Below are 13,076 nucleotides of genomic sequence, written 5' to 3'. Positions count from 1 at the left end.
CATTTTTATATTAACCATTGCAATACTAATTATAAAGATTAATCACTTCAAAATTAAGTAGCTAACATTAGTCATGTTTTTTTATAAAAATAGAATGTAGCTTTATAACATCTTTAAAGTTTTACACTTCTGTTCTACACAATAAAAATATTACCAACAACACTAAAATATAAAACCAATGAAAATATTTGACCATAAACACATTAAAAACGTGGTGTTTGTAGGAGCCCACAACAGTGGTAAAACCACATTAGCTGAAACTATGTTGTTTGAGGCTGGACTTATTAACAGGCGCGGTACTATTGAGGATAATAATACGGTAGCCGATTATCATGATATAGAACATGAAAGGCAAGCATCGGTTTTCGCAACACCCATTCATACAGAGTGGCGGAATTACAAAATTAATATTATTGATACTCCAGGGTTGGACGATTTCATAGGAGAGATTATTTCATCTATAAGAGTGGGAGATACAATAGCTACCGTGATAAACGGAAAACATGGAGTAGAGGTTGGCACAGAAATTATCTGGAATTATATAGATAAATACAATAAACCAACCTTGTTTATTGTAAATCAAATCGATAGTGCAGATTGTAATTTCGACGAAGCTTATGATAGCATAAAAACGCTTGTTGGTAATAATGTTGTACAGATTCAATACCCTTTAAAAATTGATGGCTCTCAATGTATTATCGATGTCTTAAAGATGAAATGCTACAAATTTGGACCTGATGGCGGAAAACCAGAAAAAATCCAAATACCTGATAATGAAAAGGAGAAAGCGGAATATTTACATAATGAGTTGGTAGAAAAAGCTGCAGAAAACGATGAAGCATTAATGGAATTGTATTTTGAAAAAGGTACGCTCAACGAAGATGAAATGCGTCAAGGTATCAAGGCTGGTATGCTAAACCATGATTTATTCCCTGTATTTTGTGTTTCTGCATTACAGGATATGGGAAGTGGCAGACTTATGGGATTTATTGATAATGTTGCGCCTGCGGCAGCCGATTTAAAACCTGAGCAGAGTTTAGAGGGCGAATCTATAATGCCCAAACCAGATGCACCAACCTCTTTGTTTGTATTTAAAACATTGTACCAGGCAAATCTTGGTCAAATTACATTTTTTAAGGTAAAATCAGGAGAGGTGAATATCAATGATAGGTTAACAAACTCTAGAACGGATGAAGAAGAAGTGATTAACCAATTATTTATTATGGATGGGAAGACAAGACATTCCGTTAATAAACTATCCACTGGAGATATAGGTGCTACACTAAAGCTTAAGGTTACCGAGACCAACGACACTCTATATAGTGGCAATATTCCAATTACCATAAAACCTATTTTATATCCTGCACCCAGGATTAGTAAAGCTGTGAGCGTTGAAAACAAAGCAGACGATGAAAAGTTAAGTGAAGCGCTTAAACGTATTCATAAGCAAGATCCAACAGTACTAATAACGTATTCTAAAGAGTCTAAGGAGCAAATATTGGGATGTCAAGGCGAATTGCATCTAGCAACGATTGATTGGAGTTTAAAACATCATTACAATATTACAGTCACCTATAAGAAACCAAAGATTAAATATAGGGAAACTATTCAACGGTCCTCCACTGCTAATTATCGTCATAAGAAACAGTCTGGTGGTTCGGGACAGTTTGCTCAGGTACATTTAAAAATAGAACCATGGTATGAAGGTATTCCAGAGCCTGAAGGTTTCAATATTAGAGGAAAAGAAGAGGTAGATTTACCTTGGGGCGGTAAATTGGTGTTTTATAATTGTATAGTTGGAGGTGTAATAGATTTACGCTATTTACCCTCCGTAATGAAAGGTGTTTTAGAAGTTATGGAAGAAGGGCCTCTTACGGGATCTTATATTAGAGATGTGCGAGTTATGGTTTATGATGGTAAAATGCACTCGGTGGACTCTAACGATATATCCTTTAAAATTGCTGGAGCACATGCTTTTAAGGAAGCATTCCTAAATGCAAATCCTAAATTGTTAGAACCCACAAATGAATTAACGGTTAAAGTTCCGGAAGATATGGTAGGTAATGTGATGACCGACTTACAATCAAGGCGTTCCATTATTCAGGGTTTTGATACTGCAAACAATTATCAGATACTTAAATGTACTATTCCAGCAGCTGAGTTGTTCGGCTATTCAACCGATTTACGGTCTTTAACGCAGGGAAAAGCTACATTTAGTTCTAAATTTTCGTCGTACCAACCAGTACCTAATAACATTCAGAATCAATTAGTAAAGGAAGAAGTATAATTTATAAAGAATAATAACCATGATAACTAAAGCAAATTATTTAAGTGATCTAAGATTTAATTTAGAAACCTGGAAAAGAGAGTTACGTTTTCATTTTAATGAAATGGAAACCTTTGAAGAAAAACTAGAGGAAATTGCAGGGCGCGAGTTTGGAAAACGAGCTACGGTACCTCTTGAAAATTTTCAAAATAGAGTAATGATTGAAAAGAATGCCATTTCAAAACTAATGCATCGCTGCAGAAATAAAATGGCAAATATTAATAAAGCTGATTATAACGAGAATATTGATGGACGTTTACAAAACGAACAGCACACCTTAAAAGATGATATGCGAACTTATATTAAACTGCATTATGACTTAAAGGAGGAAATGATGGACTATTTTAGAGAATGGCTCTAATACTATAACTAAACTAATTCATGAAAAACCAGAATTTATGTTCTGGTTTTTTTATGTGCTATAGTTCCATTAAAAATCTACTGTGAGAAACTGTAATCACAACACATTGAAAATAACCAATCCGTAAATCACAAATCGCAACAATCGTAAAGCCCCAAATAATGCAACAATTTTAAAAGGGAACTTGATGATGCCAGCAGCGATGCAGGAAATTGAAAAAGGAAGTGGTAAAAGTGCACCAACTATTATTAGAAAACCGCCCCATTTTCTCGAGTTTTTTAACTGCTTTTTCATTTTAACTTCTAAATAGTTGTGAACAGAAGGGATTTTAGTAATCATCTTCCCTAAGTGATATGCCAATAGACCGGCAGTATATGATAATACAGCAAGAATACTTAAATAACCCCAAGGGTTGGGCATTTTACCAGACCAAGCAATAAATATCTCTGGAGGGATTAGTCCTAAAAGTGTTTCAGAAACAAAAAAGAAACTTAATACGCCATGAGATGGAAGTATTTCAGTTAATTTAATTAAGGCTTCATTAATATTAAAAAAGTGGTTTACTATATAAATTATGGCTATTGCTCCAATAATATATGGTAAAGCCTTTTTTATAGCTTGCCATACAAAAGCGTAAAAACCCGTATACGAGTAGTACTGATGCAATAGTTGCAAACGCGACTTTTCAGATTTAACTTTAGGTTTTTGCTTCATTGTCCTTTATGGGGACAACAAATATAACTCCGTAAAGTAAAAGGCGGAAATATTTAATGTTAATTTGAGAATATTTAACTTTTATTATGTCTTAATTATTCCATATCCTCCAACATCAAGTTATAATCATACTGTAAATCTTCATGGAGTTTGGCTATGGTTTTTTTAGCTAGTAAAAGTTGTCTTTCATACATGTTCACCAATTGCGTGCTACGTTTTATACTTGGTGTAAAATCTTTAAGTTTTCCACAAAAATAGAGTAGGAGTTCAACCTCAGTTTCTTTCTGTTGTGAGTAGCGGATAAACTTTTTTACGTTTCGTAAGATCTTACGAATACTTTTTTTGATGTAATAAAAGTTGTTGGTATTTATCAATTCAAACTCTTCATCCATAAATATTTTTACAGTAGCAATGTATCCACTTTCATTATGCGATTCAAAAAGCAAATACGTCAATAACTCTTTATTCTCTTTTTTAAAACGCGCCAAACGTAGGCAGAGTTGCTGCAATTCATCACTTGAAAGCATGTTTAACTCTTTTTTTATTTCAGGGAGATTTACGGCTTTCATTTCTGTTTTTGATTTGTGCTAAAGATAAACAGACCAATTTATATCACAAAGCAAAGCCATTCTGAATATATTATTAGATTAAACAATATTCAGAATGGCATTATATATTTAATGTATAACTACCTTTTATTAGAAAAGGTCTACTATTTTATTTTCATCGTCTGCACTAATGGTTACCAATAACTTTCTAAAGCCTAGTTTATTCACTTTATAAACTTTTGTGCCAGTAGTCCAGTTTTCTTTTCTAAGAGCTCGTGGCATTAAAGGAAATCCGTAACCAAATTTAGTTCCATTAGGTTTTGGACCTACAACAAAGAAGTTATGGCGATTCAAGCTATTGTTTCTAATTTTAAACTTAATGAACCTAGGGAGAGCTGTTTCAGATGCTATCTCAGTATTATAATCATTTTTATCTGTTTTAATGTTTCTGGACTTTGGCTCATTAACTAAAATAAGTTTACCGCTATTTGAGACTTTTGCCCAAACGTGTTCGGTGGCATTTACTGTTACGGTACCACGGCTCCAAAGGTTTATAAATGCCTTTTCTGCTTTTATTTTAGAAGCATCAATAGTGGAAAGTTCAGAGCCTAAACGTAATTCTTTAGTTTTCCCTTCAATAAACACCTTGCCTACGGGAGCAATAACACGGAGTTCCTCATTATCCACATTTATAATTTTTGTGGTATCATGTGTGCCTTGTTCTACACGATATAAATAAGGCGCCCCGATTGTAATTATTGGTTTTTTAGATGGCGAAATCCATTTTTTTTGATTTAAATACAAGACACCATTTACAACTTCCTTATCAATTAAATCAAATAAATTTTCATCGGTTGCAATGGTTAATTCCTCGTTTGCCTTTGCGTCTATGGTAACGTTGGCGTAAAGATTTATTTTAATTTGCTTTACATTTTCCAATGGAAATATTTTGGTTTCAATAGTTCCATTTCCTTTAATTTGGGCTAATCCTGTTGCTGCAACAAGTATTAGCATCAGAGCAATTTTTTTCATAATTTTTATTTTAATAGTGATGTTTTACCGTATGGATTGTTAAATACCGCCTCGTAGAGCATGGTTTCGGGTTTGTACTCAAATTTTATGGTACGATTGTTTTGGTCTTGAAGCTCAAACTGGTCATTCTGATTTACGAACTTAAATTCTATGCCAAAGTTCGCAGAATTTAGTTCTATTATGCCTTCATAAATACTATCATTATCAGTATCTGTTAAGTAGAAGGTTTTTCCCCAAGACAAAGGTTTTGTTGTACCTCTTACACCAACATCAGCGCTAGATTTTACCTGCCGCATGTCCAACTTAAACTTTATGGTTTTTGTATGGGTCTCTTGAACGCAGCCAGTCAACATAAGAAGGAAAATTAGTATTACGATATGAATAATTGTTTTCATTTTTTAAGTTTTAATTAATTTTTGTGTAACTATAGGTATTTCGAACAATGCGTTCGTTAGTGCCATCAAACTGAACTTCCTTAATGGTTTTGAACGTGTTCGAAGTAATTTCATAAGTGAAGTATAGGGTTGCTTCTTTGTTGGCATCTTTACCTTTTGCCATGGTGACGATTTTTAATATGCCATCCTTATTTGCTATTTTTTCAATCACTTTTTGTTTTCCTAAGTAAGCTCCTTTTTTCTTTATCTTAGTTTTTGAAGTTATATTTTCTTCAGGTTCGTAGGTATATTGCAATTTTTGGACTAATGCGTTATCAGCTACTTGAATCTGCATTGTAGTTGGAATGGATACTAACTTACTATCGCTATAATTTTTATAGGTTAATTTGCCCTCCCAAGAGGTGTTATTCAGCATTTTAAAATCAGATATAGAAATTTTTGCTTGTCCAAAATTTACTCCTATAATTAGAAGTATTGTTAGTATTGTTAAATAAGTTTTCATGATGTTTTTTTTAAGTTTTTATTGATTAAATAATCGATTCCGAAGCGTCCAGAACCTAAGTAAAGGTTATAAATAGATACCCATAGAAAACCCATTGCAGGTAGCATATGCCAAGTGCCATTTCCCCATTTTTGCATAAAAATGGCGACAAGCATTGTACACATTATAAGAAATGCTGAAATTCTAGTGTTTAAACCTAGTGCAAAAAAAATACCTCCAACGGCTTCACTAAAAGCACCCATCCATGCGAAAAATATTGGGGCAATGGCAAAAACACCTCCATAGGAAGCAACATCTTCAGGAAACCATGCAGTGACTTCAAACAAATTTAAGTTCCTGTGGCTTGGTGTCCAAGGCATTCCAAACTTTGAGGCACCGAAATCTATAGCCAAAAGTATTCCGCAGATAAACCTAATAGTTCCAAAAGCTAGATCTGCAAGCCAGTGCGTCTGGGTATTAGGTGTAATTAATAATTTTAGAATTTTCATCATGTTTCGTTTTTTGTTCGACAGAGCAAATTTGAAACATTCAGATGTATTGAACGGCTTAAATAGTATTAGGAGGACTTAAAATACGATTTGAGACGTCTTAAGTTGTTGTAGACTTTAGGTATTCGGTAGGTGAGTGGTTGGTTAGTTTTTTAAATACACGGTTAAAAGTCGCTTTGCTATTAAAGCCACATTCTTGGGCGATACCCAATAAAGACAATTGTTTATGTTTATCTTCTTTTATCATTGCCTTGAATGCATTAACACGATACATGTTTACAAAATCGTTAAAGTTCTTATTGAATCCAGAGTTTATAACTTCAGAGAGTTGCCCGCGAGACATATTGGCTTGTTCTGCTAAATCTGATAAGTTTAATTCAGGATTTAAGTAAACTTTGTTGTCTTCCATCAAAGATTTTATAGCTGTAATATCTTTTTCTGAAATAGATTTGTCTGTTTTAGTATACGAAACTTGAGGTATCGCCTCTAGACTAGGAGAAAATGTAAAGTTGAGTTTATTTAATTTTGTGGTATCAGTAAAATAACCTTTGATGCCAATATAAAGTGTAACTAAAGCGCTAAGCAGATTAAGCCACCATCGCTGTTCGTAATTTAGGTCTGTAACAAATGCACCAATAACAGTTTGTAGTGTGTCATATAAAAACAATAAGCTGAATAAAATCAAAAAGCTTAGTATCCAATTAAGTTCTAGCTTGTAGGTGTTAGAAAAATATTGCTTAATTCTTTTTCTGTAATTATAAAATAACTGTAAAGTGAATGCCAGATATAATAGCATAAAAGGAAATTCTATAAATCCCATTACGGGTTGTACAATAGCTTCATCAATAGCGATTTTTAATATACCATTTTGCGTTTCATTAAAACCCGGTTGTAGGGCATCATAGCTGAAAATGATTAGCCTATAAGCTATAAATGTAAATACAAAAGCGAAATGCCACCAATACACCTTTTTAAACCTAAAGTTTGATTTGGTTACGGATTTTACGTAGAGGTAAATTAATGGCCCCAAAGCAATAGCTACATTATATAAAAAGTAATTTATTTTGGTTGTTCTAAACTCATTATACCACCCCATAAAACCTACTGTATAGCATGTTTGACTGTAGCATGTTAAGAGTAATATCAAGCCTAAGAACAAATCAGATAGGTTGCCTTTCCTTTTAAACTTAATAAGAAGTAGAATCGCAAATACTAAGCCCTGAATAACAAGGATTAAAAGCGGAGTACTACGAATATTAAAATCGGGAAACAAGAACTACTAATTTTAGAACTCTAAAATAGTATTATTATCTCAGTTTTGGAAAATCAACAGGGCTCAATTCGTGCATCACATCATAAACAGCTTCAAAAATATCCTCGACAGAAGGCTTGGAGAAATAATCGCCATCATTACCGTATGCCGGACGGTGCGGTTTGGCTGTTACAGTTTTAGGAGCACTATCTAAATATTGAAATGCATTTTGCTCATTTAAAATAGCATCCATAATATATGCGGAAGCGCCACCAGGCATATCTTCATCAATTACCATAACGCGATTGGTTTTGGCTACACTTTTCACAATATCATGGTTGATGTCTAAAGGCACTAAAGATTGAACATCAATAATTTCAGCATCTATACCAACAGCTAACAATTCTTTTGAAGCTTGTTCTACCAAACGTAAGGTCGATCCGTAAGATACTAAAGTGATATCCGTGCCTTCTTTTATTGTCTCAACCACACCAACAGGAGTTTTAAAATTACCCATGTTGTTTGGACGTCTCTCCTTTAAGCGATAGCCATTGAGGCATTCTACTACCAGCGCGGGATCGTCGCCTTCTAAAAGTGTATTATAAAAACCGGCAGCCTTTGTCATGTTTCTAGGTACTAAGACTAAAACACCACGAATTAAATTTAATAAGCCTCCCATTTGCGAACCAGAATGCCAAATACCTTCTAATCTGTGACCGCGAGTTCTGATAATTAAAGGTGCTTTTTGCCTTCCTTTTGTACGATAATGCAGCGTTGCCAAATCATCACTAATTACATTAAGTGCATAGAGTACATAATCTAAATACTGAATCTCTGCAATGGGGCGTAAACCCCTTAATGCCATGCCTATTCCTTGTCCAATTATGGAGGCTTCTCTAATACCAGTATCAGCAACACGTAATTTTCCGTATTTTTCCTGTAGCCCTTCCAAACCTTGGTTTACGTCACCAATATTACCAGTATCTTCACCAAAAACCAGCGTTTCTGGATGCTTGCTAAAGATAGCATCAAAATTATCACGGATAATAATTCTGCCATCCACGAGTTCAGATGTATCATCATAAACGGGCTGAATTTCAGAAACCTTTATAGTAGATTTATCGGTTTCGCAATATAAATGAGAGCTAAATTCTGGCTGAGTCTTTTTTATATTGGTATTAATCCAGCTTTTTAATTGTGCACTTTCATTAGAGTTTTCGGCAATAGTATATCTCAGCGCTTTTCTCGCATTAGACAAAATATCTTTTCTAGTTGGCTCATTTATTTTGGCAAGCGTATCCTTAAGTTTCGAGATAAACACACCATTAGTGCTAGCTTTTGAAAGCTTTTCTAAAAGTGTAATTACTTCATTTTGTTCTTTTTTAATTGGAGCTAAAAATGTGGTCCACGCTTTGGTTTTACTTTGTTTAACTTCACGTTTTATAGTGCGCTCAATATTTGTTAACGTTTCATTGGTTGCAATACCACTTTCAATAATCCATGCTCGCATTTTCTTGTTGCAATCGTGATTTGATTCCCATTGCAGACGTTCTCCTGATTTGTAGCGTTCATGGGAGCCTGAAGTAGAGTGTCCTTGTGGTTGTGTTAGTTCAGTAACATGAATAATTACAGGCACATGCTCTTCCCTTGCTATAGTTCCTGCTTCCTGGTAGGTTTGAATTAAATTCGCATAGTCCCATCCTTTAACTCGTAAAATTTCAAAGCCTTTGTTGTCTTTGTCTCTTTGAAACCCTTTTAAGATTTCTGATATATTTTCTTTTGTTGTTTGATATTTTGCATGAACCGAAATACCGTATTCATCATCCCAAATACTAGTTACCATTGGTACTTGCAATACTCCAGCAGCGTTGATGGTTTCAAAAAACAATCCTTCACTTGTACTAGCATTCCCTATGGTGCCCCAAGCTACTTCGTTACCGTTTTTAGAAAACTTTTTAGCATTTAAATCTTTTAATTCCTTATATACTTTTGATGCCTGCGCTAATCCCAAAAGTCGAGGCATTTGTCCTGCGGTAGGAGAGATGTCTGAACTAGAGTTATATTGTTTGGTTAAATCTTTCCAATTACCATTTTCGTCTATGCTATGCGTTACAAAGTGCCCACCCATTTGGCGTCCTGCCGACATAGGTTCTAACTCTAAATTAGTATTGGCATATAAGCCTGCAAAAAAATGTTCTACGGTTAACTCGCCAATAGCCATCATAAATGTTTGATCACGATAATAACCAGAGCGCCAATCGCCAACTTTAAAAGCCTTTGCCATTGCTAATTGTGGCACTTCTTTACCATCGCCGAAAATACCAAACTTAGCCTTTCCTGTAAGTACTTCCCGGCGCCCCAGCAAACTACATTCACGACTTTGAACGGCAATTTTATAATCGTTTAAAACTTCAGCTTTAAAATCGTCAAATGATATATTGTCTTTCAATTCGGTGAGTTCTTGCATGATTAAGTTGGTTAACAGCGCATGCAAAATTAAGGAAATTTCAGGGTTTTTCCAATTAAAAAAACTCTTAAAAATATATGAAAAACATAAATAAATGAATTAAAGAAGATTTATTTTATATTATTCTTATAAAAACATCACAAATACTAACAATTATTTAATACCAACGTCTTCTGAATAATCCTAAAAGTGATTCCGGGTCTACAGTAAATTTGAACCTTATTTTTTGATCGTAGTCTTTTTGTGCTATTTCCCAACCCAAATTGGAGTATACCGGAAAATAGATTTCAAAATAATCCGTAACTAAATTAATGCGTATTCCAGAATCGTATACAAATTTTGGTGCATTGAATTTGTTTTTAACAAGTCCAAAATCACCATAGGCCAAAATATACTTCCACAGCGTTGTGCTAACATTTGCAGTGCTCATCCATTGGTTGGCAAAGGGCACTTCTAATTTTGATTTAAAACCTCCTTCTGCTTCTATAAATTGCTGACTAAAAATACCAGAGGCTTCTGATCGTCCCAAATAATTATACTCAAATAGATAATCTGTAGGGCGGTCTAAGGCAAAACTAAAGTAGTTCGAATTTATATCGTTATTGTTATCCAAGAAAATACCACTAAAGAATCGTACGTTTAATTGTCTATTGCTCTCAAATAGTTTTCGATATTCATAGTTAAATGATACTTTACTAAATGTTCTTGCTAATTGAAAATCTGCATACCATTTGCTAAAGTTTATTAAATTATCGTTGGAATGAATATAGCGCGCATTAAAAACACTGTAATTGGGTTCGTCACTACTATTTGGATTTAATGGATTTCTATCACGGTGAAAATCTAAAAACCTAAAACGTAGCAATTTTCTTTTATTCGACCTAAAATCATCGTCTTCCCTAAATAAAAACGAAATTGATGGCGTTATACGCCTTACAAATAAGTCTTCTGCATAACTGCTGTAGCTATAACTTGCACCATATGTTAATGCGTATAAATTTCTGTTTTCCAAAAAATGCGTCATTGAAGCAGATGCGCCTCCGGTTAGTGTTTTTGAGCCTAACGAATACTGTGGTTGTATCTTGTATCTTAAATTGCGCCGTAATAAGGTGCCATTATAAACCTTAGCCCCTAAATTAAGGCCATCGTAAATATTGTTAAATTCTACTATAGGCATAAAAAATACTTGATTGTAATTGGGGTCTTCCACATCTTGAAATAACCTGAACTGCAAAGGTTTATTGTTAAAAAAGAAGCCTTTTAAAGATTTCCAGTTGTCCCTTAAATTAAACTCTGGTGCTGCATTGTTGTAGTTTAAAACTAGTTTGTTAGCATCATTCCTCGGAATAGTAAGTCTTTTTTGTTTACCTATATCTTCTATCCAATACTTAGAAATAATGCTATCATTATTCAAGGTGTAAAGCGATATTGGCATATCGTTGTCACGCTTATTTTTTATGGTAACTGTTATAGAGTCTTCGGTTTTTTCAACTTTTTTAATTTTGAAATCAATTTTTTTTCTGGTTTTTAAATAATCCTCAAAAAACCAGTCAATATTCTTATCAGTTCTAGATTTTAGGAATGTTTCAAAAGCTTCCGTAGAGGTTGGCTGCAACCTGTTTTCTTGCAAAAAAGGCTTAATAGTATGCTCTAAAACATCATGATTTATAAAATCATCTAAATATTGTAAACCAATGCCTGCTTTATATTTATTGGCAATATTGCTGTTAAATTTTAATAAGGAATCTTTTTGCATTGTCAAGGGCTGATCCCGGTTTGTCCTTGCCATACTCATATACGCTAGTGTATATTTATCATTATAGTGCAAATCTGCAGCATGAAAAGACCTAATTCCCCAAATATTGGCTAGTTTGCCCATAAATTTCATGTCTGGATAGTGGTCTTCAACGTATTTTATGAGAAAAAATATTTGAAATCCGTCCAGAAGCCAATGGTCTTTTCTAGGGTTTACTATTAACGTGTTCTCTAGATAATTATGTAAAGCTACTTTTAATAAGCGCATTTCATATTCAAAAGAATCTGAAAATGGTTGTAAAAATTTAGGTAGAGATGTAAGTCCATAAACAGGATCGTTAGCATTGTCTATTTCAGTTAACAACAACTTTTCATGAGGATATGGTCCAAGATTTTCGGTTATGTAGCTCATAATTCTATCGTTAATGAGTACTTTTTCCACAACCTGTAAATCGTTATCATATAAATCTGAAACAAGTTCTATTTTATTGTTCTTTATTGATTTAAATCTTAGATTTTTATTTAAATGTAGTTTGCTATTTATTCTATCCTTTCCGTACAATACCGTGGTTGTATTTTCTTTATCTTCAGAAGAGGCAATAACATTTAATTCTGAAGTTAGTTTGTAGTTCTTTGGATACGATAGCTCAAGTTTTATATCAGACTTAGGCTTATACAAATCATTTAAATTTTTGTTACTGTAATATTGCCAAGCACCATCATAAACTACTGGTGTGATATACCAATACCTTAAACTAAGGTCGTTTTCTTTTGTATATCCATAGCTAGTAAATTCACTGCTAGGAATTTTAATAATGTAGTTAAGTGAAATGGTGTAAGATTCGTTAGGACCTATTGGTTTTGGTAGCTTTACCTTAATTACATCTATTTGGTTTTTTAATCTGGTAAATGACAACGTATCGTTATCTTGAAGGATTGCTGCAACATCAGTATAGCCGCGTTGTTCGTCTTTGGCCAAATGAAATCTGTTTATATATTCATCTGCTAATCGTATAGCTAAAGCAGTTTTTTTCGAAGAATAGCTATTGTTCCAATCATTTAAATAAACATCATGAAGCGTATCTTGCGAAGTGTTTTGGTAAGTAATAGTTTGGTTTATGGTAATGCGCTTTTCTTCAACATCAAATTTAGCTTTAATATTGATGCTGTTTTGGCCATAACCTATAAAACCGCAGGCTAGTAATAACAAGTAAGTTAAAACACTGAACTTCAAAT

11 protein-coding genes are annotated in these 13,076 nt (G+C 33.7%); 2 read left to right on the top strand and 9 right to left on the bottom strand.

Annotation, left to right across the window (positions count from 1 at the left end; genetic code table 11):
- Positions 1–178 precede the first annotated feature (178 nt).
- Both BMY39_RS08025 and BMY39_RS08020 read left to right on the top strand, forming a co-directional pair.
- Complete coding sequence (locus BMY39_RS08025; RefSeq protein ID WP_092578385.1) at positions 179–2,287, top strand: elongation factor G; 2,109 nt, start codon at positions 179–181, stop codon at positions 2,285–2,287.
- A 19-nt stretch (positions 2,288–2,306) separates the two neighbouring features.
- Positions 2,307–2,687, top strand: coding sequence for a hypothetical protein (locus BMY39_RS08020; RefSeq protein ID WP_092578383.1), 381 nt, complete (start codon positions 2,307–2,309; stop codon positions 2,685–2,687).
- Positions 2,688–2,783: 96 nt separating this feature from the next.
- Here the strand turns inward: BMY39_RS08020 and BMY39_RS08015 are convergent, their stop codons facing one another.
- The 9 genes from BMY39_RS08015 to BMY39_RS07975 all read right to left on the bottom strand — a co-directional run bounded on the left by BMY39_RS08015 (position 2,784) and on the right by BMY39_RS07975 (position 13,074).
- Complete coding sequence (locus BMY39_RS08015) at positions 2,784–3,401, bottom strand: YqaA family protein (RefSeq protein WP_092578382.1); 618 nt, start codon at positions 3,399–3,401, stop codon at positions 2,784–2,786.
- Between the two features lie 95 nt (positions 3,402–3,496).
- Positions 3,497–3,970 (bottom strand): hypothetical protein, encoded by a 474-nt coding sequence (locus BMY39_RS08010; RefSeq protein WP_092578380.1) that lies wholly within the window; start codon positions 3,968–3,970, stop codon positions 3,497–3,499.
- Between the two features lie 129 nt (positions 3,971–4,099).
- On the bottom strand, positions 4,100–4,981 hold the full coding sequence (locus tag BMY39_RS08005; RefSeq protein WP_092578378.1) for a GIN domain-containing protein: 882 nt from the start codon (positions 4,979–4,981) through the stop codon (positions 4,100–4,102).
- Positions 4,982–4,986: 5 nt separating this feature from the next.
- Positions 4,987–5,376: a hypothetical protein gene (locus BMY39_RS08000; RefSeq protein ID WP_143064754.1), complete on the bottom strand. Its 390-nt coding sequence runs from the start codon at positions 5,374–5,376 to the stop codon at positions 4,987–4,989.
- Positions 5,377–5,386: 10 nt separating this feature from the next.
- Positions 5,387–5,878 carry a hypothetical protein gene (locus BMY39_RS07995; protein WP_092578373.1) on the bottom strand — a complete coding sequence of 164 codons (492 nt, stop codon included), beginning with the start codon at positions 5,876–5,878 and terminating at the stop codon, positions 5,387–5,389.
- Entirely contained in the window at positions 5,875–6,369 is a 495-nt protein-coding gene (locus BMY39_RS07990) for a DoxX family protein (RefSeq protein ID WP_092578370.1), read from the bottom strand. The genes BMY39_RS07995 and BMY39_RS07990 overlap by 4 nt, the downstream gene beginning before the upstream one ends.
- 97 nt (positions 6,370–6,466) lie before the next feature.
- Positions 6,467–7,513 (bottom strand): helix-turn-helix domain-containing protein, encoded by a 1,047-nt coding sequence (locus BMY39_RS07985; RefSeq protein ID WP_245738217.1) that lies wholly within the window; start codon positions 7,511–7,513, stop codon positions 6,467–6,469.
- A gap of 160 nt (positions 7,514–7,673) precedes the next feature.
- Complete coding sequence (locus BMY39_RS07980; protein ID WP_092578366.1) at positions 7,674–10,085, bottom strand: alpha-ketoacid dehydrogenase subunit alpha/beta; 2,412 nt, start codon at positions 10,083–10,085, stop codon at positions 7,674–7,676.
- 157 nt (positions 10,086–10,242) lie between these two features.
- Positions 10,243–13,074 carry a gluzincin family metallopeptidase gene (locus tag BMY39_RS07975; RefSeq protein ID WP_245738214.1) on the bottom strand — a complete coding sequence of 944 codons (2,832 nt, stop codon included), beginning with the start codon at positions 13,072–13,074 and terminating at the stop codon, positions 10,243–10,245.
- Positions 13,075–13,076: the final 2 nt, after the last annotated feature.

The organism is Hyunsoonleella jejuensis (assembly GCF_900111025.1).
Taxonomy (GTDB): Bacteria; Bacteroidota; Bacteroidia; order Flavobacteriales; family Flavobacteriaceae; genus Jejuia; species Jejuia jejuensis.
This window is presented reverse-complemented; position numbering and strand designations above follow the sequence as displayed.